This window comes from Comamonas sp. (assembly GCF_036666375.1).
Taxonomy (GTDB): Bacteria; Pseudomonadota; Gammaproteobacteria; order Burkholderiales; family Burkholderiaceae_C; genus Comamonas.
Genome location: NZ_JAVWWA010000025.1, coordinates 24,496 through 44,896 on the forward strand (window position 1 = coordinate 24,496; position 20,401 = coordinate 44,896).

A 20,401-nucleotide genomic window follows, 5' to 3' on the forward strand; every position below is an offset into this window, starting at 1 on the left:
TGGCGCTCCAGCGCCTGCTCTATCACCAGCGGGTCGATGTTGTGGCCGCTGCGGATGATCAGGTCTTTCGAGCGACCCTGCAGCTTGAGCAGGCCCTCGGCCGACAGCGAACCCAGATCGCCGGAAATCAGCCAGCCGTCCGCGGTGAAATAGCTGTCGCGCGCAATCGCGCCCAGATAGCCCGCAAACAGATTGGGCGACTGGAACAGCACCATGCCGGTTTCGCCGGGCGCAGCTTGGTCGCGCGTGACATTGCCGCTGGCGTCCAGCTGGGCGATGCGAATACGCGCATGCGGCGTTCTGAAGCCCACATGGCCCACGCTTGCCTGCACGCCCTGCGGCGTGATCGTCGAGATGCCGGTCATCTCGGTCATGCCCAGGCTTTCGTGCACATGCAGGCCGGTGCGCGCCTGGAAGCGGCGCGCGGTTTCCTCGCTCAACGGTGCCGCGCCGGTGCGGAAGTAGCGTATCGAGGAAATGTCGGCGCCCGCCAGATCGATATCCGCCAGCATGGACAGCACCGTGGGCACGGCCGACATCACCGTGGGCCGCAGGCGGTCCACAAGCCGCCAGAAATTGGCCAGCACCTGCTTGTTGCGAAACAGCTCGGTGGTCGGAATGATGACTTCGGCACCCGCCGAAAAGCAGGCCAGCGAACCCGGCAGCACGCCGGCCACATGGAACAGCGGATAGCCGTTGATGGTGCGGTCGTTCGACGTCAGCCCCTGCATCTGCACGCTGGCCCAGGCGGTATAGACCTGGGCGCCATGGGTCTGCGCCGCGAGCTTGGGCGAGCCCGTGGTGCCGCCGGTGTGAAAGTACGCGGCGATGTCGCCGGGCGCGATCTCGCGGCCCGAGACCAGCCGGTCGGCCGGTTCGCGCGCGATCACATCGGCAAAATCCAGCACGCGCGCGCCTATGCCTGCGGTATCGGGCGCCGCGCCCGCATGGCTCACGTACAGCACATGCGTGATGCCGCAAGTCAGCTGTGCCACCTTGCGCCAGATGCCGGCGTCATCGGCATCGGCCCAGGCAATCAGCACCTTGGCGCGCGTGGCGTCGAGCAGCGACGAGATCTTCTCGGCGGTGAGCAGCGGGTTGATGGGCTGGACGATGGCCGCGGCCTCGCCGCCCCACAGCGCGAAATGGTATTCGGCGCAGCCCGGCAGCATGATGGCCACGGTGTCCTGGCTGCCCAGTCCCAGGCCATGCAGCGCATTCGCGGTCTGGTTGATCCTGCCCAGCAGCTGCGCATAGGTGTAGCGCTGGGCCTGGGCATGGCCATCGGCGGATGGAAGAAACGTCAGCGCCGCGCCCGCGCCATGGCCGCGCGCCGCGGCCTCGAACAGCGCATGGGTGGACCGGGGCGCGATCAATGCATCGAGCGGCGTCTGCTCGATGGCCTCGATGTCGGCGAGGCTGCGTATGGGGCGAATGGGGTGAAACATGGGGACTTGAAAAACTCGGAAATCACGAAACAAACAAACGGTTGCCGCGCGCAAACGCCGCGCGGCAATCGCGCACCATGCGGTCTATCAGTTCCTCGCAGGTGGGCACGTCGTCGATCAGGCCCACGCACTGGCCCGCGGCAATCACGGCGTCGTCGATATCACCCGACTGCAGCGCCGCCTTGCCGCGCTGGCCGGTCACGAGATGGCGCAGGTCTTCGAACGCGCTGCCGCCGGGGCGGCGCTCCAGCGCCACCACTTGCTGCGTCACGCTGCTGCGCAGCGCGCGCGAGGTGTTGCCCAGGCTGCGCAGCACCAGCTGGGTATCGGTCTCGCTGGCATTGACCAGGGCCTGTTTCAGTGCCTCATGCACCGGCGATTCGACCGTGGCTAAAAAGCGCGTTCCCATGTTGACGCCCTCGGCGCCCAGCGCCAGCGCGGCCGCCATGCCAGCGCCCGTGGCGATGCCGCCCGAAGCGACGACCGGGATGTCGAGCACCTTCACCGCTGCGGGAATCAGCACCAGGCCGGGAACATCGTCCTCGCCGGGATGGCCTGCGCATTCGAAGCCGTCGATGGAGACCGCATCGACGCCTATCTTCTGCGCCGACAGCGCATGCCGCACCGACGTGCATTTGTGCACCACCGTGACGCCCGCCGCGTGCAGCCGGCCTATGTACTCCCGGGGATTGTTGCCCGCGGTCTCGACGATGCGTATGCCGCTGTCGATGATGACATCGATGAATTCATCGTAGGGCGGACGGTTCTGCGCGGGCAGAAACGTCAGATTCACCGCGAACGGCGCGCGCGTGAGCGCCTGCGTCTTCTCGATTTCCGCGCGCAGCGCCTGCGGCGTGGGCTGGGTCAGTGCGGTCAGCACGCCCAGACCACCGGCGTTCGATACCGCGGCCACCAGCGGGCTGCGCGCCACCCACTGCATGCCGCCCTGGATGATGGGATAGCGTATGCCGAGCAACTCCGTGATGCGTGTCTTCATGGTGCGTCTATGTCTTTGGCCAGCGCGGGCGCGGCTTTCCCGCGCCCGGCGTCTGCGGGCTGATTTCTTTCGGAACGTGAAACGATTTACTCGGGCGTGAGCTGGTTGTCCTTGATCACCTTGCCCCAGCCCGTGAAGTCGGACTGCAGCAGCTCCTGCGTCTTCGCGGGAGTGAGGAAGGCGGCCAGAACGCCTATCTGCTCGAAGCGCTGGTTGATCTCGTCGCTGGCCAGAATCTGGCGCGACTCCTCGCTGACCCGCTTGATGATGTTCTGCGGCGTGTCCTTGGGCGCGACCAGGCCGCCCCATGACGACGCCTCGTTGCCGCCAAAGCCCTGCTCGGCCATGGTGGGCACATCGGGCAGCGACTTCACGCGCTGGGGCGTGCCCACGGCCACGGCCTTGAGCCGGCCGGCCTTGATCTGCGGCAGCGCCGTGACCATGTCGGCATAGATCACCGGCACCACACCGCCCAGCGTGTCGTTCATCGCGGGCGCGCTGCCCTTGTAGGCGATGTGCTGCATGTTGGTGAAGCCCTTGGACTTCATCAGTTCCATGCTCAGATGGCCCGAACTGCCCGCGCCCGAGCTGGTGTACATCAGGGTCTGCGCGCTGGCCTTCGACTTGGCGAACAGCGACTTCAGATCGGTCACGTCGGGCAACGAGTTCCTGTTGACCGCAATCACATTGGGCAGGTCGTAGATCTTGGTGACGGGCGCGAAGCTGGTCGCGGGATTGAACGTGGCCGTCTTGAAAAAGTGCGGCGCAAGAATGGTGGGCGTGACCATCATCATGAACGTATAGCCATCGGCCGGCGTGCCGACGAACTGGCCGGCAGCGACCGCGCCCGACGCTCCGGGCCTGTTGTCGACCACGATGGGCTGGCCCAGGCGCTTGCCCAGCGCCTCTGCATAGACGCGCGCCGCGGAGTCGGTGGGGCCGCCCGCGGGGAATGGCACGACCAGCTTGATGGGCCGGTCGGGCCAGCCCGCTGCCGATGCCTGCAGACTGGGAAGCGCCATGAGGATACCCAGCGCGAGCAGCGTCGGAGTGCGTAAGAACTTTGAACGTGTGATGGCCATTTTGTCTCCTTGCCTGTGCATTTTTCTTATCCCATTGATTGGGCTTTGGCTCATTCTTGCAAACAAGCCAGGCGTTGACAACGACTGCATCGATGTACATCATCGTCAAGAATATTTGACATGCGGAGATGGCTTCAATGGACTTGCAGGCACTGACGATCTTTGTCGAAATCGTCGACGGCGGAAACCTGGCCCAGGCGGCACGCACATTGAACATGTCGCGCGCCAATGTCAGCTACCACGTGGCCAGGCTGGAAAAATCGCTGGATGCCGAGCTGCTGCGGCGCACGCCCCAGGGCATTGAGCTGACCCCCATGGGCCAGCAGGTCTACGAGCATGCGCGCAACATCGTGCACGAGTCGGCGCTGATGCGCGAAGCCGTGAACGCCAGCGCCAACGATCGGCAGCTCAGCGGAAAGATTGGCCTGAGCGCGCCCACGGGCTTCGGCCAGCTGGTCATGGGGCCCTGGCTCATAGAGTTCAAGAAGAAGTACCCGGCCATCATTCTGGAAGTGCGGCTGGAGAACTTCATCGACAACCTGGTCAAGGACGGTGTGGACGTCGCCATACGCGTGACCCAGGAGCCGCCGCCCATGGTGGTCGCGCGCGACCTGGGGCCGGTGCGCTACGCGCTGTGCGCCAGTGCCGAGTGGGCGCAACGCCACCGCGTGCCGCAGACGCTGGCCGAACTGCGGCGCACGCCCATCATCACGTCGGGCGGCGTCAGCGGCCGGGTGCGCATGACGGCCACGCAGAACGATCATGGGGAGGAAATCGAGTTCGTTCCCACGCTGATGTCGCGCAGCTATCCGTTTGTGCTCGACTGCATTCTGGGTGGCCTGGGCCTGGGCCTGGTGCCCGACTACATGACCCATGCGCGCGTTCAGGCCGGCGAGATGGTGTCGGTGCTCGCCGACTACCAGTTCAGCATCAACCGCAATCACATGTACCTGATGTACATGCCCAACCGCTACCAGTCGCGCGCCACCATCACCTTCATCGACTTCCTCACGGACAAGATGGGCCTGCTGCGCATGGTGCGCAAATCGGGCACCTGAGGCCTGGCCCTGCAGGGCCAGCCCGCTGTCAGGATTTCGCCGGCGACTTCACCGGTTCGCGCATGGTGACGAACTCTTCCGCCGCGGTCGGGTGTATGCCTATGGTGCTGTCGAACAAGGCCTTGGTCGCCCCGGCCTTCATGGCCACGGCGAAACCCTGGACGATCTCGCCGGCCTCGGCGCCCACCATGTGCAGGCCCACCACGCGATCGGTCTTGGTCTCGACCACGAGCTTCATCAACGTGCGCTCGCTGCTGCCCGAAAGCGTGTGCTTGAGCGCCTTGAACTCGCTGCGAAAGATCGTCACCTCGCCATACAGTTCGCGCGCCTGCGCTTCGCCGTAACCCACCGTGCCTATGCTGGGATGGGTGAACACGGCGGTGGGAATGAACTCATAGCTCATGCGTCGCTCGGGTTTGCCGGCCTGCGGGCCGAACAGCTGGTCGACGACCACCATCGCTTCGCCCAATGCCACGGGAGTGAGCTGCACGCGGCTGGTGACATCGCCCACGGCATAGATCGAAGGCACATTGGTCTGGTAGTGTTCATCGACCACCACGGCCCCATCCTTGCGCTGTGCGACACCCGCGGCTTGCAGACCCAGGCCGGCCACCAGGGGCACACGGCCCGTGGCATACAGCACGGCATCGGCCATCACCTCGCCGCCGTCCTTGAGCCGCACGCGCAGGCCCGCGTCCGTTTTGGTGATGGACGCGACATCGGCACCCAGCCGCAGATCGACGCCGGCCTTGCCCATCTCGGCGGCAACGAAATGGCGGATCTCGTCATCGAAGCCGCGCAGCACCTGCTCGCCGCGGTAGAGCTGGGTGACCTGGGCGCCCAGGCCGTTGAAGATGGACGCGAACTCGCAGGCGATGTAGCCGCCGCCGACCACCAGCAATCGCTGCGGAAACGGCTCGAGGTCGAAAATGGCGTTGGAGTCGATCACATGCTCGCGGCCTTCGATATCGGGCAGGTGGGGCGTGCCGCCGGTCGCGACCAGGATGTGTTGGGCGGTCAGGCGCTGCTCAGCCGCTTCGCCGTCAACCTTGAGCATGACTGACTGCGGGCCGTCGAGACGTGCGAAGGCGTTGAACACGGTCACCCCCGCACCTGTCAGCAGGTTGCCGTAAATGCCGTTGAGCCGCGTGATTTCGCGCGCGCGGTTGGCCTTGAGCGCGGCCCAGTTGAGCACCGGAGCCTGGCCTTCCCAGCCGAAGCCATGCGACTCCTCGAACGCCTCGGCGTAGTGCGCCGCATAGCTGTAGAGCTTCTTGGGAATGCAGCCCACGTTGACGCAGGTGCCGCCCAGGCCTGCGCCGCCCAGGCGCTCGGCCAGCGCCACGCGCGCGCCGCGCTGCGCGGCCATGCGCGCGGCGCGCACGCCGCCGCTGCCGCCACCGATAACGATCAGATCAAAGTCATGCTTGTTCATCATTTGTACTTTCCTGTAGGGACTGCGCGGCATCCCATGCCAACGTGCCAGGTGTACATCATCGTGCTTCTTCGACATCGGCGCCCTGCTGTGCGGCTTTGCCCAGCAGGAAGTCGATCAGCGTCGCGATCGCCTTGGTCTGGTAGCGTGTGGGCATGTAGAGCAGGTATTTGTTGGTGGACAGGAAATCCAGGCTGCCGGGCGCAAACGGCAGGCTCAGCAGTTCGCCGCGCTGCAGCGGCTCGCGCACCATGTAGTCGGGCACCACGCCCACGCCCAGGCCCTGCAGGATGGCGTCGCGCAGGAAGTAGAAATTGGCCGACATCAGCCGCGGCTTGATGCGCAGCTCCGTGCTGCCGCCTACTTCGTAGCCCGCCAGGCGCAGCTTCTGGCCCGTGAGGTTGGAGCTGATCAGCGGCACCAGGTGCAGGTCGGCCAGGCTGGTGGGCATGCCACCGGCCTGTACCAGCGCCGGCGCCGCGCAGGCCACATAGTGCACCGGCCCCATGTTGCGTGCGACCAGATGCGGCGGCGGCTCGGTCATGACCCGCATCGCGAAATCGACCGCGCCTTCGAGCAGGTCCTCGATGTCATTGTCGAACACCACTTCCAGCGTCACGCCCGGGTACAGCTGCATGAACTCCGTGAGCCAGGCCGACATCATCAGCTGGCCGTAGCCGCTGGGCACCGACAGGCGCACCGTGCCCTGCAGGCTCTGGCCCAGGCTGCTGACGGACTCGGTCGCGGCCAGCAGCTCCTGGCGTATGGCGCGGCCGTGTTCGTAGAGCTTCCAGCCCAGCTCGGTGGGCTCGATCTGGCGCGTGGTGCGGCGCAGCAGCTGCTGGTCGAGTTCGCGCTCGAACTGGTTGAGCCGCTGACTCACGCTGGCGCGGCTCACGCCCAGACGGGCCGCGGCGCGGCTCAGATTGCCAGCTTCGATGATGTCAACCAGCAGGGACAGGGTAGCCAGGTTCATTGTCAAATTTTGAAATACACAATGTCCAATTTTTATCACAATTGCTAAATTTTCTAAACATATCAAAATACGCACCTGATTGGGGCGTCGTCGCACGCACCATCAAAGAGAGGGGTCTGAGTGCCTCGTTTTGATTTGTTGGACAAGGCCCTTCTTCCATGAGCGCTTCCTTCCCCATCCAGCCGCTGGCTGGTCTGCGTGTTCTCGATCTGTCGCGCGTGCTCGCCGGCCCGATGTGCGCCATGTCGCTGGCCGACCTGGGCGCCGACGTGACCAAGGTCGAGCATCCGAGCCGCGGCGATGACACGCGCGACTGGGGCGTGCGCGTGGGCAGCCGCAACACCTCGTACTTCAACAGCGCCAACCGCAACAAGCGCTCCATCAGCCTCGATCTGCAGTCGCCCCAGGGCCAGGAAATCGCGCTGCAGCTGGCCGCCAAGGCCGACGTGGTGATACAGAACTTCAAGGTCGGCGGCGCCGAGAAGCTGGGCCTGGGCTACGAGCAGCTCAGCGCCATCAACCCGCGCCTGGTGTACTGCTCGATCTCGGGCTATTCGCGCTCGGGCGCCGAAGCCAGGCGCCCGGGCTACGACCTGGTGGTGCAGGGCGAAGCGGGTCTCATGGCCATGAACGGCGACGAAGGCCAGGGCCCGCTCAAGTTCGGCGTGGCGGCAGTGGACATGTTCACCGGCATGTACTCGGCCCAGGCGATTCTTGCCGCGCTGTACGAGCGCCACACCACGGGCCGCGGACGCCATGTGCAGATGGCGCTCTATGACTGCGGCCTGATGATCACCAGCTACTACGGCATGGAAGCCCTGCTCAAGGACGGCGACCCGCCGAAGTTCGGCAATGCCCATCCGTCGATCGTGCCCTACGGCGTGTTCGAAGCCGCCGACGGCCCGCTGGTGATCACCGTGGGCAACAACGGCCAGTTCCAGCGCTTTTGCCAAGAGATCGTCGGCCACCCCGAATGGGCAAGCGACGAGCGCTTCGCGACCAACACCGCGCGCTCGGCCCACCGCCATGTGCTGATGCCGCTGATCCACGCGGCACTGCGCGAAAAGCCCCGGGCCCAGCTGCTGGCCCAGCTCACGGCGGCGCAGATTCCCTGCGGCGAAGTGCTGGGTCTGCTCGACGCGCTGCAATCGGAACGCACGCAGGACGCCGGCCTTTTGCACCGCTATGAAGACACCGAAGCCGGCAACCAGGCCGTGCTCGCCCCGCCCTACGCCATGGACGGCGAGCGCCTGCCGGTGCGCCTGCCGCCGCCGCATCTGGGCGAGCACACCGACGCCGTGTTGAGCGAGCAGCTGGGAATGGCGCCCGAAGCCATTGCCGCGCTGCGCGCCAGCCACATCATCTAAATACAATTTTTTTACCGGAGACAAGTTATGTCCAAGCCACAAGCTTCCCTCAATCGCCGCCACCTGCTGACCGCAGGCGCAGCCAGTGCGCTGACCCTCGCCACCGGCGCCAGCTTTGCCGCCGACCCGGCCTGGCCCAACAAGCTCGTGAAGATCGTCGTTGCCTTCCCGCCCGGCGGCCCCACCGACACGGCCGCGCGCATCGTTGCGCAAAAGCTCAGCGAACGCCTGGGCCAGACCATGATTGTCGAGAACCGCCCCGGCGCTTCGGGCTCCATCGGCACGGCAGCGTTCATCAAGTCGCCCGCCGACGGCTACAACCTGTCGATGTTCGGCATGCCCGCGCTGCTCGCGCCGCTGCTGTTCAACAACAACGCCTACGACGTGCGCAAGGATTTCATGCCCGTGGCCACGGTCTATGACCTGCCCATGGCCATCGTCATCAACCCGCGCGTGCTGCCCGACGTGACCAACCTGCAGCAGCTGATCGCCCACGCCAAGGCCGCGGAAACGCCGCTGAACTACACCAGCTCGGGCACGGGCAGCTTCGGCCACCTGTCGATGGAGCAGCTCAAGGACCTGGGCGGCTTCAACATGCAGCACATTCCCTACCGCGGCAGCGCGCCGGCAGTCACCGACCTGATCGGCGGCCAGATTCCCGTGATGTTCGCCGACGTCGTTGCCGCCCTGCCCCACATCCAGGCCGGCAAGCTGCGCGCCATCGCGGGCAGCTCGAACAAGGCCAAGCTGCTGCTGCCGGGCATCAAGTCCGTCGCCGAGCAAGGCTTTGCCGGCTTTGACGCCGACACCTGGGGCGGCCTGGTCGCTCCCCTGGGCACGCCGCGCCCCATCATCGACCGCCTGAACGCCGAACTCAAGGTGATCCTGGCCGACCCCGAACTGCAAAAGAAGCTGATCGGCGCCGGCGCCGTCGCCAGCTACCAGGACGCGGAAACCATGCGCAAGCGCCTGGCGGCCGATTACACGCGCTGGAGCAAGATCGCCAAGGACAAGAACATCTCGGCGCTGTAAAGAGATGCGCCCGGCGCTTGCCGGGCATGCAGATCAAAGCCCCGGCCAGCCCTGCTTGCCGGGGCTTTTTTGCGGCTGCACGCGCTTGTCAGAATCCGGGAAGGGATTGCGTCAGCGGTTGAATTGCCTTTTCATGCTCCAGCAGCCAGCGCTTGCGCTGCAGCCCGCCGCCATAGCCGGTCAGCGCGGCATTGCTGCCGATGACGCGGTGGCATGGCAGCACGATGCTCACGGGATTGGCGCCATTGGCCAGTCCCACGGCCCGGCTGGCCGAGGGCCGGCCCAGACGCGCGGCGAAGTCGCCGTAGCTGAGCACCTGGCCCGCAGGAATTGCGCGCAGCCCCAGCCATACCTGGCGCTGGAAATCGGTGCCGCCCAGGGCCACCGGGATCTGCTCTATGCCGGCCAGATCGCCTTCGAAATAGGCCTCGAGAATGCGCCGCGCCGGCGACGCCTGGGCGGCATCGCGCAGCGACACGGCAATGCCTTTGTACTGGCGCCGCATCAACAGCTGCATGCGCGCCTCGTAGTCCTGCCAGTCGATGGCGCGCACCTTCTGCTGTTCGTCGCTGACCAGCAGCAGCTGGCCTATCGGTGTGGCGAATCTTTCGAGCTGAAAAATCAGTGCGGACATGATGGGATACGTGGGCATATCCGCACATCGTAGAGGATCGCTGCCCGTCAGTTCTGCGCGGTCTTCACGACCACATTGGGCATGTCGCGGCCGTGGTACTTGCGGTAGATCTGGTTGAGCTTGCCGCTTTCCAGGTTGGCGCTGACCCAGCGGTCCACCCACTCCTTGAGCCGCGGCTCGCCCTTGTTCAGCGCAATGCCCAGCGGCGAATCAAGCTGCGAGAACTTGATCTCGAAGTTCTTCCCCGGCGCGCGCCGGTTGATCTCGTCCATGGTCGAGGGCGTGGCCGAGAAGATGTTGACCTGCCCGGTCACGGCCGACGTGATCAGCGTGGCGTCGTCCTCGTAGCGCATGATCTCCGCGCCCTTGGCTTCCTTGGTCGTCAGCGTGTCGTTGGTGGTGGCGCGCGTCAGGCCTATGCGCTTGCCCGCAAGATCGGCGTAGCCCGCGATCTTCACGTCCCTGGGCGCGGCGGTGATGATGGTGATTGCCGCATAGGGCACGGAAAAGTCGACCACCTTGGCACGCTCTTCGGTGATCGACATCACGGAGATGGTCATGTCGGCGCGCCGCGCCTGCAGCGTGGAAATGCGCGCAGCCGTGGTGACCGGCACCACTTCGAGCTTCACGCCCAGGCCGCGCGCCAGTTCGCGCGCGGTCTCCACGTCCGAGCCCGTGGGCTCCATGGCAGCGTCGGTGAAGCTGAACAGCGGAATGCCTATCGCCACCGCCACCCGCAGCTTGCCGGATTTGCGGATGTCGTCAAGCTGGTCGGCCTGGGCCGCATGGGCGCTACAGGCCAGCAGCGCGGCGGCGAACGTGGTGCGCAACAGGGAGCGAGGCAAGGTCATGGCGTTTTCTTTCAGGAAGTGAGGGAAAGGAAAAATCAGGCCGTCACAGGCCGTTGTCGAGAAAGGCACGCAGCTCGGGCGTGCGCGGCTGGTCCAGCATCTCGCCCGGGCCGGTCTCCCAGACCTTGCCGTGGTGCATGAAGATGATGCGATCGGCGACGCGGCGCGCAAACGCCATCTCGTGGGTCACCAGCAGCATGGTCATGCCGCCGGCCGCGAGGTCTTCCATCACGCGCAGCACTTCGCCGGTGAGCTGCGGATCCAGCGCCGATGTGACCTCATCGAACAGCATCACCTTGGGCGCCATCGCCAGCGAGCGCGCAATGGCCACGCGCTGCTGCTGGCCGCCCGACAGCTGCTCGGGATAGGCCTGGGCCTTGGCGCGCAGGCCGACTTTTTCCAGCACCTGCAAGGCGCTGGCGCGCGCCTGCTCGCGGCTGTGGCGCTTCACATGGCGCAGCGCCAGCATGATGTTGGCCTCCACCGTGAGATGGGGAAACAGGTTGTAGCTCTGGAACACGATGCCCACTTCGCGGCGCAGCTGCCTGAGGTCCACGCCCGGGTCGTCGACGCGTATGCCGGCAACTTCGATGCTGCCGCTGTCTATGGTCTCCAGGCGGTCCATGCAGCGCAGCGCGGTGCTCTTGCCCGAGCCGCTGGCGCCGATGATGGCAATCATCTCGCCCTTGTTGACTTCAAAGGACACCCCTTTGAGCACGGGGTTGGAACCAAAGGTCTTGTGGACCTCGCGCAGGCTAATGATTGGCGACATTGAGCTTTTTCTCCATGGCTTCGCTCCAGCGCGACAGCGGGTAACACAGGGCGAAATAGAAAGCGCCGACCAGACTGAAGATCAGGAAGGGCTGGAAGATGGTGTTGTTGATGACCTGGCCGGCGCGCGTGAGCTCGACAAAGCCGATCACCGACGCCAGCGAAGTCATCTTGATGATCTGCACCAGAAAACCCACGGTGGGCGGCAGGGACAGGCGCAAGGCCTGGGGCACGATCACCAGCCGCAGCGTCTGCCAGCGCGTCAGCGCCAGGCACTCGGCGGCCTCCCATTGGGGCCTGGGCATGGCCTCGATGCAGCCGCGCCAGATATCGCCCAGATAGGCGCTCACGTACAGCATCATCGCCAGGCCCGCGGCCACCAGCGCCGGCAGCGAATAGCCGTAGAGCGACAGGCCGTAGTAAACGATGAACAGCAAGATGAGCAGCGGAATGCCCTGCACGCCCTCGATGTAGACCATGGCCGCAGCGCGCAGCCAGCGCCGCGGCGAGACACGCGCCAGCATCACGCCAAAGCCACCGACCGCGCCCAGGGCAAACGCCAGCAGCGACAGCAGCAGCGTCCAGCCCATGGACTTGAACAGATAGGCCAGATGCACGGCCGTGAAGTTGCCGAACAGTCCGGTTTCCAGCGGCGTCATGCTGTGCCTCCTACGGCGGCAGCCGGCACCGCGCGGCGGCCCGGGCGATGGGCCTGGCTGAGCACGCGGCGGCGGCGAAAGGCAAGCCGGCCGAACAGCGCCGCAAGCCCCTTGATGCACAGCGACAGCGCGATGTACAACGCCGCGACGACAAGATAGGTCTCCAGCGAACGGAAGGTATCCGACTGCACGGTGTTGGCCACAGCCGTCAGCTCCTGGGCGGAGATCTGCGAAGCCATGGCCGAGGCCTGCATCATCAGCAGGAACTGGCTGGTCAGCGCCGGGTAGACCTTCTCTATCGACGGCTGCAGCATCACATGCCAGCCTATGCGCCAGCGCGACAGCCCCAGGCATTCGGCGGCCTCGATCTGCCCGCGCGGCACCGACTCCAGGCCGGCGCGGATGATCTCGGCCGCATAGGCGGCGATGTTGATGACCATCGCCAGCACCGCCGCGGTGAATGTCGGCATGCGCAGGCCAAAGCTGGCCAGGCCGAAATAGAACAGAAAGATCTGCACCAGGAAAGGCGTGTTGCGCACGATCTCGATGTACACCGTGCAGGCCCAGGCCAGGGCGCGGTTGCGCCCGCGCTTGCCGAAGGCCACCAGCACCCCGACGGCGACACCGGCAACGACGGCCAGGGCCGTCATCTGCAGCGTGAGCCAGGCGCCGTGCAGGAACACGTCCCAGTAGCCCAGCAGGGGGCTGAAGTCGAGTGTGTAGCGGCTCATCACTGCAGGCTGATGTTGGCCGACTTCACCAGGCGGCTGTAGTTGGCGGCGTCCTTTTGCAGGAAGCTGCGGAAGGCTTCGGGCGAATCACCCACCGGAATCAGCGCGGCCTCGGCCAGCTGCTGGCCCAGCGGGCCCTTGAGCGCCGTCTTCAGCGCCGCGTTGATGCGCCGGACGATGGCCGCGGGCGTGCCCGCGGGCGCGGCAATGCCGGTCCAGGTCACGACTTCGTAGTTCGGCAGGCCGGCCTCCTTCATGGTCGGCACATCGGGCAGCAGCGGCGAACGCTGGGCGCTGGTGATGGCCAGCGCGCGCAGCTTGCCGCTCTTGGCATAGGGCAAGGCCGTGGGCGAGGTGTCGAACAGCATGTCGATCTGCCCACCCATCAGGTCGGTGAGCGCCGGCGCCCCGCCCTTGTAGGGCACGTGCAGCAGGTCCACGCCGGTCTGCTGCTTGAACACCTCGGTGGCAAAGTGCTGGGCCGAGCCCACGCTGGCACTGCCGAAGGTCAGCTTGCCGGGGCTGGCCTTGGCCGCGTCTATCAGCGCGCGCACGCTGTGGATGGGCGAATTGCCCGACACCACCAGCAAATTGGGCTGGTCGACAATGCGCATGATGGGCGTGAAGGCCGTCAGCGGATCGAACGGCGGATTCGCATACAGGAACTGGTTGGCCGCGAACACGCCCGCGCTGCCCACCAGCAGCGTATAGCCGTCGGGCGCGGACTTCGCGACCTGGCCCGCGCCGATGTTGCCCGAAGCGCCGGGCTTGTTTTCCACCAGGAAAGGCTGCTTGAGCTCGTCCTGTAGGCTCTTGCCTATCAGGCGGGCCACCAGATCCACGCTGCCGCCCGGCGGAAACGGCACGATCAGCTTCACCGGCTTGGAGGGGTAGTCCGCAGCGGCGGCTGCATAGGGCAGCGCCAGGGCCAGCAGAACAGCACAACAGAAATTACGACGCATCGCACACCTCCACAGAGCAAACAGGGGACGGAGAAATCACGGCCGCGACGGCCGCGGCCAGCGCCAGCAGCGCATGGTCCTGGCCGGCGCGGCCCACCAGCTGCAGGCCTATGGGGCGCGCATCGGCATCCTGGCCCGCGGGCAGCGAGATGCCGCACAGCGCGAGGAAATTGACCGGGCGGCTGAAGTGCACCGGCGCCACGTCGTGGTCCACGTCCTGCACGCGCGGCGCGGCCATGGCGGTGACGGGCATGGCGATGGCCGCAAGCTGCAGTCGGTCCATCTCCCGGGCAAACTGCTGCTGCCAGAGCAAGGCGCTGGCCTGGGCCTGCAGGTATTGCACGGCGCTGGTCGAGCGCGCGGCAATCAGGCGCGGGCGCACCGACGGGTCCATGGGCAGCGCCGGATCGTCGAGAAAAGCAGCGTTCACCGCCGCGCCCTCGGCAATCATGATGGCGTTGGTCGGGGCCCGGAACTCGGCCAGCGGCGCGGGAAAGCGAAACGCCACCAGCTCATGACCCGCGGCCTGCAGTTGCGCCAGGCTGCTGGCCAGGCTTTGCGCCACGGCCGGCTCCAGGCCCGTCAGTTCGTCGGGCGGCAGCACGCCGATGCGCAGCCTGCCGTGGCCAGCAAGACCGACGCCGGCGCCCGCCAGCGCGCCGAAGCACTGCTGCGCGTCGTCGACCGAACTGGCAAACAGTCCCAGGCTGTCGAGTGTCTTGCTGAGCGCATAGACACCGTCGCGCGGCAGCGCATCGATGGTCGGCTTCAAGCCCACCACGCCGCAGAACGCGGCCGGCACGCGCACCGAGCCGCCGGTGTCCGAGCCTATGGCCCAGGGCACGAGACGCGCGGCCACGGCCACGGCCGAGCCGCTGCTCGAGCCGCCGGGCACCAGCGTGTCGGCCGCATGGCCTGCGGGGTTGCGCGGCGTGTCCATGTGCGCGTTCGTGCCCCAGGCGCCAAGCGCGAACTGCACCATGTGGGTCTTGCCGATGATGATGGCGCCCAGCGCGTGCATGCGCTGGACAATGGCCGCATCCCGGGCGGCAACGTTGTCCGCCAGCAGCGGCGAGCCCGCGGTGGTCGGCTGGCCCTGGATGTCGATCAGGTCCTTGAGCGCCACCGGAATGCCGTGCAGCGCGCCGCGGTCATGGCCGGCGCGCAACTCCGCGTCCAGCCGCTCGGCAGCGGCCAGCGCCTGCGCCGCATACACGGCAATGAAACTCTTGAAGACGCCGTCGTGGGCGGCAATGCGCTCCAGGCAGTCGCGCACCAGCGCGGTGCTGGTGGTGCGCCCGTGGCGCAGATCCGCGCCCAACTGCGCAATGGAAGGAAAAGCCGGCGGCAGGTTGTGGCCTCTCATGCCGTCACCTCGCTCAGCGTCAGCCGCGTGCCCAGCACCTGGGGATAGGTTTCGCCCGCGCGCAGCCGCGCCAGCGTGTGCTGCTCGGCCTGCTGCAGCGCCAAGGCCTTTTCCGCCAGCGCCCGGGCTTCCGACGGCGCCATGACCAGCAGGCCGTTCTCGTCCGCCAGGATCACATCGCCCGGCTGCACGCGCACGCCGCCGCAGTCCACAGGCAGGCAGAAGCTGCCCACCTGCCCACCCGAGCGCGTGGTGCGCGCACTCAGACCCCGCGCCCACACGGGCAATCCCAGTTCGCGCAGCTCGGCGATGTCGGTGACGCAGCCATCGACCACAATTCCGGCCGCGCCGCGCAGCTTTGCGGCCAGCACGCTTGCGCCTCCAATGCAGGCAATTGTCTGCTCGCCCGCACGGTCGACCACCAGGAAATCGTTGGCGCGCAGCTGGCCCAGAGCGTGGTGCAAGATGGAGCCGTCCGTGCCTTCGCAGCGCACGGTCACCGCCGTGCCCACGACCCGTGCCATCGTCGTGACGGCCTTCACGGCGACGTCGACGAAGCCGCGGTCATGGAAGTGGCCTATGGTGGCGGGTTCGACCTGCTGGAGCAATTGCAGCAGGGGCGCGGCGCACGGCGGCGGCAGCTTGCCAAGGTGTATGCCTGTCATCTCAGTTATCCTCGAAGTTGAATGAACTGATGCTAGGCAAGCCGACCTGGCATGGATATTGATCAATTCTGCGGATCGCTAATACAGTTTTTTCATCATGCGGTTTACCCTCAATCAGTTGGAAGCCTTTGTCTGGACGGCACGCCTGGGCACGGTCCATGCGGCGGCCCGGCAGCTGCATATCACGCAGCCGGCGATATCGCATCGCATACGCGATCTGGAAGAAGAGCTTTCCACGCAGCTGTTCGAGCGCCAGAACCAGCGGCTGATCGTCACCGACCAGGGCCGCAACGTGCTGGTCTATGCCGAGCGCGTGATTGCCTCGGCCCAGGAAGTCGCGCGCCTGGACCTGACGCGCACCATCACCGGGCTGGTGCGCGTGGGCGTCGACGAATCCTGCGCCATCACCGGCATGCCGCTGATCCTCAAGGACATCAAGGACACCTATCCCAACCTGCGCGTGGATCTCACCGTGGGCGGGGGCTCGCAGCTGCTGCAGAAGATCAACAACCACGAACTCGACATCGCGCTGCACACCGGCCAGAGCAGCCAGCCCGATGTGACCAGCCAGTTCATAGGCCTCACGCGCCACCAGTGGGTGGCCGCGCCCGGACTGTTCCCCGCCGACGCCGACTTCCTGCCCGAGCAGGCAATGAACCACCGCATCGTCAGCAACGCGCCGCCGTCCACGCTGCACGACTCGGTCGCGCGCTGGCTGGTCACCGAGGGCTATGCGTTTGACGAATACAGCAGTTGCAATTCGCTGTCGCTGATGGTTTCGCTGGTGGTCTCGGGCCACGCCATTGCCATGCTGCCCGCGTCGATCACCCGCAAGCATGTGGAGGCCCAGACCCTGCAGGTGCTGCACGCCAAGCCCGAGGTGCCCGATGTTCCCTACTACTTCTCCTATCTGGTGCACCACCGCAGCGACACCACGACCCGGTTTCTGGAGATCGCGGAGCGCAATCTCAAGGAAATCGGGTTTTTTGTGAATCCCTAGGTCGCTTCACTCCCCGCTGGGGCAAGGCTGCAGAACATTCACCCCAGGCCCAGCGCACGCCGGGTCAGTTGGCGCACCAACGCGTCCGGGTCCTGCGCTGCCGGGGCGGCATTGACGAGCGCGCCATCGATCAGCAGATTGCTCAAGCCGTGCGACAGACTCCAGCCGCACAGCGCAAGTTCGGTGCCGTTCACCGGATCATGCTCGCAGGCAGCAGCCTGCAGGATGGCAAAGGCACGCTGCGCTGCGGCCTGCAAAGCCGGGAAGGCATCGGCCTGATTCAACTGCGGCGCGAACATCAGCCGGAAGCGCTCGGGCTGCAACCGTGCACAGCGCACATAGGCCTGGGCGATGTGCAACAGCCGCTCGCGCGTATCGCCCGCGGCATTGGCACATTCCATGGCCTCGGCCAGTGCCGCAAACCCCTGCTCGGCCACGGCGGCCAGCATCTCGTTGAGGCCGGCGAAGTGATGATAGGGCGCGGCATGCGATACCCCGGCGGCCTTGGCGACCTCGCGCAGCGTGATGCCCCGCACACCATGCGCTGCCAGCACGGTCTCGGCGGCCAGCAGCAGCGATTCACGCAGATTGCCGTGGTGATAGGTCTTGCCTGGCGCAGCAGTGCGTTTTGCGGCGCTCTTTTTGGAAGTTGCGGAATGGTTCACAGCCAGATCTTGACATGAGAAAGATTCAACTGCAAGAATGGACAAATCTTTTCAATGTAAAGATCGGCCCGACGACGGTTGATCGCCCACCTCAGCAGGAGTTGCCATGTTGCTTGCCCCCTTTTTCATCGTTGCCAGCGCTGCCGTGATCGGCCTGCTGGGCGCAGGGCATCTGTTCCTCACATACCGCAGCAAGCGCTTTGATCCGCGCGATGCGGCGCTGACCGCAGCACTGGCGGTCACATCGCCGCTGATCTCCGACCAGACCACGATGGCGCGGGCCGCCCAGGGCTTTCACGCCAGCCACAGCCTGGGCTTCATGCTGTTTGCGCTGGTGTGGAGCTATCTGGCGCTGTTTCATTGGTCAATGCTGGAACAGTCACTGGTCTTGCTGACGCTGGGGCTGGCCATGCTGCTGGCTTACCTGATGCTGGCCAGGCGCTACTGGTTCAGCGTGCCGTTGCGCGGCATAGCGCTGGCCAATGCCCTGTATGCAGCGGGCCTGGGAATGGTGCTGCTTGCCACCTGACCGCTTCCACGCGAAAGCCAGAACATGGGGAGAATCGGCAACAATCTGTCCAGAAGGGGCAGAACGTGAACCAGACTTTGATCAATGTAGACGGCGCAATACAGGCACTGAGGCAATTTGCCGATGACCGGGATTGGCAGCAATTCCACTCGCCCAAGAATCTGGTCATGGCACTCTCGGGCGAAGTCGGCGAACTGACCGAGATCTTCCAGTGGATGACAGAAGCCGACTCGCACGGCGCGGCTGCCGCCCCCAAAACCGCACGCGCGGTGAGTGACGAATTGGCCGATGTGGCGCTCTATCTCATTCGTCTCGCGGATGTGCTGGGCGTAGATCTCAACACCGCCATCGCCAGCAAGCTGATCGCCAACGCCGCCAAATATCCTGTCGACACAGCGCGCGGCGTAAGCACCAAATACGACCAGTTGCCAAAGCCGTGATCGTCTGGGAGCGCAGAAGAATGCGTTCCTGCTGGGCCATGCCGATAGAGACCTCCAAGACGGCATCCACGCAAAGTATTGAGCCGCAAAATCGCACCGGCAGAGATTCGTTCGTGGCGCGAATGGTCAGGCTGCGGTGCCCGCGTGCTGCCTGATCCAACCATCACTGACGATGCGGGACATGGCCTTGGAGTTCGGCCTCCGGTCATGCGGCTGATGGCCCATGCGGGCTGATCGTGCTCGATCTCAAGCGGTGAATGCCAAGCCGGACCGGTGCGTGAGCTTCCACGCTGCCGCTGCAGTACAGGTCGTGCCCCCTGACAGCGGCTCAGCAGCAGTCTGCTGCAGACGAGGACTGGGACGCGCCCCGGGCGCCCCAGAAAACAGCGCGCGAACTGCCGCAACAGCAAAAACCCCAGCTTGTTCCCTGACGCAAGTTTCACATAAAAAAACGTTTAACTTTTAGGCATTTCTCTTCCGCAATTTGACTCCGTCAAACATGCAGGCGCCTCGAAAAATGCCGGAATCAAAGAAAATAAAAATGAGATCAAATCTCATTCACCGCGGATCATTTCGCATTTTCTGAGGATTACTGACTCCGATATCCGGCCGCAAAATTGTATCGGCTTTATCGGACTGTTCCAGAAACTGAGGCCTTTTCATTCCCATCCTCGGCTTCGTTCCGGCGGCCTTGAACTGCACCAAGGAATGATATTGAAACGGCTCCTGAGGATATCGACTCAGGCTTTCAGTTGACAAGCGGAGAACGATCATGGCACTCATCACCACAACCGGTGTCAAGGTGACAATTGACGAGACCTCGAACCTGCAAAACGCCACGGCCACCGCGGCGCCTGCGGGAGATGCCGACGACAATGACATCTTGGCAACCTCCCTGCCCTTGGCATTTTTTGGGCGTCTCGCGGCATTGAACGCTGGCACGCCCATCAATGCCGCGTTGAGTGGCTACGATGGTTCAAACACCGGCCTCAATGCGTTCACTATCGCACCTGATTCGGGCGGCACCATTACTGATATCCGATTCACCGACTCCGCCGGCGCGCTGCTCAACGGGCTCGACAGCGGGCTTGACACCGCCGGCGGTGCCAGCATTTACCTTTATACCGACACGACGAACAACAATATCGTCCTCGGACGCGCAGCGGCGGCGGACGGCAGCGCCAATCCCAATGGGGCTATCGTTTTCGCGGCCTTTATTGAAGAGACCGGGTCCTCGATGACCGGAGGCAAGATCTGGACAACGCTGTACCAGCCGCTCTATCACACCGACCCCACCAGCCCCGATGATTCGCTCAATCTGCTGAACAAGGTCTTCATCGGAACCACCCAGGATTCGACGTTCAGTCTGGCGAACGCGCCTTCCGGTCAGAACCTCTTCCTGATGTTCACGACAGCGAATCCCACGGTGGTCAACGGCAGGATTTCGGATGTGTCCATCATCGCCACCGGCAAGAACCCCGCAGATCAGTCGAGTGGCGTCAACATCAACACCGGCGACACGATCAATACCAGCCAGGCGGGCGGCCCCACGACATTTGGCACCAACAACCAGATGATCACTGAGCAGGAAGGCATACGCTTCACGTTCGTCACCGGCGCCCGGCAGAACTTCACGATTCCCAACCTTGATCAGAACGAAGCCGACGTTGAAGCAAATATAGACTTCACCGCGGTCTTTGGCGCAAAAGCCGCCTCCTTCGACGTGGTCCAGT

21 protein-coding genes are annotated in these 20,401 nt (G+C 65.0%); 7 read left to right on the plus strand and 14 right to left on the minus strand.

Annotated elements, in window-relative coordinates:
- The 3 genes from RR928_RS08695 to RR928_RS08705 all read right to left on the minus strand — a co-directional run.
- Nucleotides 1-1,448: AMP-binding protein (locus tag RR928_RS08695; protein WP_332682199.1), on the minus strand; the 1,448-nt coding region annotated here is incomplete at its 3' end.
- Nucleotides 1,449-1,470: 22 nt separating this feature from the next.
- A complete protein-coding gene (locus tag RR928_RS08700; RefSeq protein WP_332548249.1) occupies nt 1,471-2,445 on the minus strand; it encodes an NAD(P)H-dependent flavin oxidoreductase in 975 nt (324 codons plus the stop codon).
- 86 nt (nt 2,446-2,531) lie between these two features.
- The gene (locus tag RR928_RS08705) at nt 2,532-3,527 is read right to left on the minus strand and encodes a Bug family tripartite tricarboxylate transporter substrate binding protein (RefSeq protein WP_332538917.1); all 996 of its coding nucleotides are present in this window, start codon (nt 3,525-3,527) and stop codon (nt 2,532-2,534) included.
- 137 nt (nt 3,528-3,664) lie between these two features.
- Between RR928_RS08705 and RR928_RS08710 the strand changes: the two genes are divergently transcribed.
- Nucleotides 3,665-4,585 carry a LysR family transcriptional regulator gene (locus RR928_RS08710; RefSeq protein WP_332682201.1) on the plus strand — a complete coding sequence of 307 codons (921 nt, stop codon included), beginning with the start codon at nt 3,665-3,667 and terminating at the stop codon, nt 4,583-4,585.
- 28 nt (nt 4,586-4,613) lie between these two features.
- Here the strand turns inward: RR928_RS08710 and gorA are convergent, their stop codons facing one another.
- Both gorA and RR928_RS08720 read right to left on the minus strand, forming a co-directional pair.
- Nucleotides 4,614-6,020 (minus strand): glutathione-disulfide reductase, encoded by a 1,407-nt coding sequence (gene gorA, locus RR928_RS08715; protein WP_332538943.1) that lies wholly within the window; start codon nt 6,018-6,020, stop codon nt 4,614-4,616.
- A 58-nt stretch (nt 6,021-6,078) separates the two neighbouring features.
- On the minus strand, nt 6,079-6,996 hold the full coding sequence (locus RR928_RS08720) for a LysR family transcriptional regulator (protein WP_332538915.1): 918 nt from the start codon (nt 6,994-6,996) through the stop codon (nt 6,079-6,081).
- 158 nt (nt 6,997-7,154) lie between these two features.
- Here RR928_RS08720 and RR928_RS08725 point away from each other — a divergent pair, with 158 nt between their 5' ends.
- Together RR928_RS08725 and RR928_RS08730 are read left to right on the plus strand one after the other, a co-directional pair.
- A complete protein-coding gene (locus RR928_RS08725) occupies nt 7,155-8,363 on the plus strand; it encodes a CaiB/BaiF CoA transferase family protein (RefSeq protein ID WP_332682204.1) in 1,209 nt (402 codons plus the stop codon).
- Nucleotides 8,364-8,390: 27 nt separating this feature from the next.
- Nucleotides 8,391-9,395 carry a Bug family tripartite tricarboxylate transporter substrate binding protein gene (locus tag RR928_RS08730; protein ID WP_332548254.1) on the plus strand — a complete coding sequence of 335 codons (1,005 nt, stop codon included), beginning with the start codon at nt 8,391-8,393 and terminating at the stop codon, nt 9,393-9,395.
- Between the two features lie 88 nt (nt 9,396-9,483).
- Here the strand turns inward: RR928_RS08730 and ogt are convergent, their stop codons facing one another.
- Genes ogt through RR928_RS08770 form a run of 8 tightly spaced genes read right to left on the minus strand, consistent with a single transcriptional unit; the run spans nt 9,484 to nt 16,034 of the window.
- Entirely contained in the window at nt 9,484-10,029 is a 546-nt protein-coding gene (ogt, locus tag RR928_RS08735; RefSeq protein WP_332539376.1) for a methylated-DNA--[protein]-cysteine S-methyltransferase, read from the minus strand.
- 47 nt (nt 10,030-10,076) lie between these two features.
- Complete coding sequence (locus RR928_RS08740; RefSeq protein ID WP_332539374.1) at nt 10,077-10,880, minus strand: transporter substrate-binding domain-containing protein; 804 nt, start codon at nt 10,878-10,880, stop codon at nt 10,077-10,079.
- A 43-nt stretch (nt 10,881-10,923) separates the two neighbouring features.
- The gene (locus RR928_RS08745; protein ID WP_332539372.1) at nt 10,924-11,652 is read right to left on the minus strand and encodes an amino acid ABC transporter ATP-binding protein; all 729 of its coding nucleotides are present in this window, start codon (nt 11,650-11,652) and stop codon (nt 10,924-10,926) included.
- The gene (locus RR928_RS08750; protein WP_442881539.1) at nt 11,636-12,310 is read right to left on the minus strand and encodes an amino acid ABC transporter permease; all 675 of its coding nucleotides are present in this window, start codon (nt 12,308-12,310) and stop codon (nt 11,636-11,638) included. Before RR928_RS08750 ends, RR928_RS08745 begins: the two co-directional genes overlap by 17 nt.
- Nucleotides 12,307-13,041, minus strand: a complete 735-nt coding sequence (locus RR928_RS08755; protein WP_332539370.1) for an amino acid ABC transporter permease — start codon at nt 13,039-13,041, stop codon at nt 12,307-12,309. Before RR928_RS08755 ends, RR928_RS08750 begins: the two co-directional genes overlap by 4 nt.
- Nucleotides 13,041-14,003, minus strand: a complete 963-nt coding sequence (locus tag RR928_RS08760) for a Bug family tripartite tricarboxylate transporter substrate binding protein (RefSeq protein ID WP_332539369.1) — start codon at nt 14,001-14,003, stop codon at nt 13,041-13,043. Before RR928_RS08760 ends, RR928_RS08755 begins: the two co-directional genes overlap by 1 nt.
- On the minus strand, nt 13,993-15,369 hold the full coding sequence (locus tag RR928_RS08765; protein ID WP_332682208.1) for an amidase: 1,377 nt from the start codon (nt 15,367-15,369) through the stop codon (nt 13,993-13,995). The genes RR928_RS08760 and RR928_RS08765 overlap by 11 nt, the downstream gene beginning before the upstream one ends.
- A complete protein-coding gene (locus RR928_RS08770; RefSeq protein ID WP_332539366.1) occupies nt 15,366-16,034 on the minus strand; it encodes an RraA family protein in 669 nt (222 codons plus the stop codon). Before RR928_RS08770 ends, RR928_RS08765 begins: the two co-directional genes overlap by 4 nt.
- Nucleotides 16,035-16,131: 97 nt before the next feature.
- Here RR928_RS08770 and RR928_RS08775 point away from each other — a divergent pair, with 97 nt between their 5' ends.
- Nucleotides 16,132-17,034 carry a LysR family transcriptional regulator gene (locus RR928_RS08775; RefSeq protein ID WP_332539365.1) on the plus strand — a complete coding sequence of 301 codons (903 nt, stop codon included), beginning with the start codon at nt 16,132-16,134 and terminating at the stop codon, nt 17,032-17,034.
- Between the two features lie 38 nt (nt 17,035-17,072).
- Here RR928_RS08775 and RR928_RS08780 read toward each other — a convergent pair whose 3' ends face one another.
- The gene (locus tag RR928_RS08780) at nt 17,073-17,699 is read right to left on the minus strand and encodes a TetR/AcrR family transcriptional regulator (protein ID WP_332539363.1); all 627 of its coding nucleotides are present in this window, start codon (nt 17,697-17,699) and stop codon (nt 17,073-17,075) included.
- Nucleotides 17,700-17,805: 106 nt separating this feature from the next.
- Between RR928_RS08780 and RR928_RS08785 the strand changes: the two genes are divergently transcribed.
- The 3 genes from RR928_RS08785 to RR928_RS08795 all read left to right on the plus strand — a co-directional run.
- A complete protein-coding gene (locus RR928_RS08785; RefSeq protein WP_332539361.1) occupies nt 17,806-18,228 on the plus strand; it encodes an LIC_13387 family protein in 423 nt (140 codons plus the stop codon).
- Nucleotides 18,229-18,293: 65 nt separating this feature from the next.
- Nucleotides 18,294-18,668: a nucleotide pyrophosphohydrolase gene (locus RR928_RS08790; protein WP_332539360.1), complete on the plus strand. Its 375-nt coding sequence runs from the start codon at nt 18,294-18,296 to the stop codon at nt 18,666-18,668.
- Nucleotides 18,669-19,440: 772 nt separating this feature from the next.
- Nucleotides 19,441-20,401: DUF5801 repeats-in-toxin domain-containing protein (locus RR928_RS08795; protein ID WP_442881538.1), on the plus strand; the 961-nt coding region annotated here is incomplete at its 3' end.

Bases quoted from the DNA above. Each gene is read 5' to 3' on its own strand.
- RR928_RS08700 (WP_332548249.1), bottom strand. From the start codon at position 2,445: ATGAAGACACGCATCACGGAGTTGCTCGGCATACGCTATCCCATCATC.
- RR928_RS08705 (WP_332538917.1), bottom strand. From the start codon at position 3,527: ATGGCCATCACACGTTCAAAGTTCTTACGCACTCCGACGCTGCTCGCG.
- RR928_RS08710 (WP_332682201.1), top strand. From the start codon at position 3,665: ATGGACTTGCAGGCACTGACGATCTTTGTCGAAATCGTCGACGGCGGA.
- gorA (WP_332538943.1), bottom strand. From the start codon at position 6,020: ATGAACAAGCATGACTTTGATCTGATCGTTATCGGTGGCGGCAGCGGC.
- RR928_RS08720 (WP_332538915.1), bottom strand. From the start codon at position 6,996: ATGAACCTGGCTACCCTGTCCCTGCTGGTTGACATCATCGAAGCTGGC.
- RR928_RS08725 (WP_332682204.1), top strand. From the start codon at position 7,155: ATGAGCGCTTCCTTCCCCATCCAGCCGCTGGCTGGTCTGCGTGTTCTC.
- RR928_RS08730 (WP_332548254.1), top strand. From the start codon at position 8,391: ATGTCCAAGCCACAAGCTTCCCTCAATCGCCGCCACCTGCTGACCGCA.
- ogt (WP_332539376.1), bottom strand. From the start codon at position 10,029: ATGTCCGCACTGATTTTTCAGCTCGAAAGATTCGCCACACCGATAGGC.
- RR928_RS08740 (WP_332539374.1), bottom strand. From the start codon at position 10,880: ATGACCTTGCCTCGCTCCCTGTTGCGCACCACGTTCGCCGCCGCGCTG.
- RR928_RS08745 (WP_332539372.1), bottom strand. From the start codon at position 11,652: ATGTCGCCAATCATTAGCCTGCGCGAGGTCCACAAGACCTTTGGTTCC.
- RR928_RS08750 (WP_442881539.1), bottom strand. From the start codon at position 12,310: ATGACGCCGCTGGAAACCGGACTGTTCGGCAACTTCACGGCCGTGCAT.
- RR928_RS08755 (WP_332539370.1), bottom strand. From the start codon at position 13,041: ATGAGCCGCTACACACTCGACTTCAGCCCCCTGCTGGGCTACTGGGAC.
- RR928_RS08760 (WP_332539369.1), bottom strand. From the start codon at position 14,003: ATGCGTCGTAATTTCTGTTGTGCTGTTCTGCTGGCCCTGGCGCTGCCC.
- RR928_RS08765 (WP_332682208.1), bottom strand. From the start codon at position 15,369: ATGAGAGGCCACAACCTGCCGCCGGCTTTTCCTTCCATTGCGCAGTTG.
- RR928_RS08770 (WP_332539366.1), bottom strand. From the start codon at position 16,034: ATGACAGGCATACACCTTGGCAAGCTGCCGCCGCCGTGCGCCGCGCCC.
- RR928_RS08775 (WP_332539365.1), top strand. From the start codon at position 16,132: ATGCGGTTTACCCTCAATCAGTTGGAAGCCTTTGTCTGGACGGCACGC.
- RR928_RS08785 (WP_332539361.1), top strand. From the start codon at position 17,806: ATGTTGCTTGCCCCCTTTTTCATCGTTGCCAGCGCTGCCGTGATCGGC.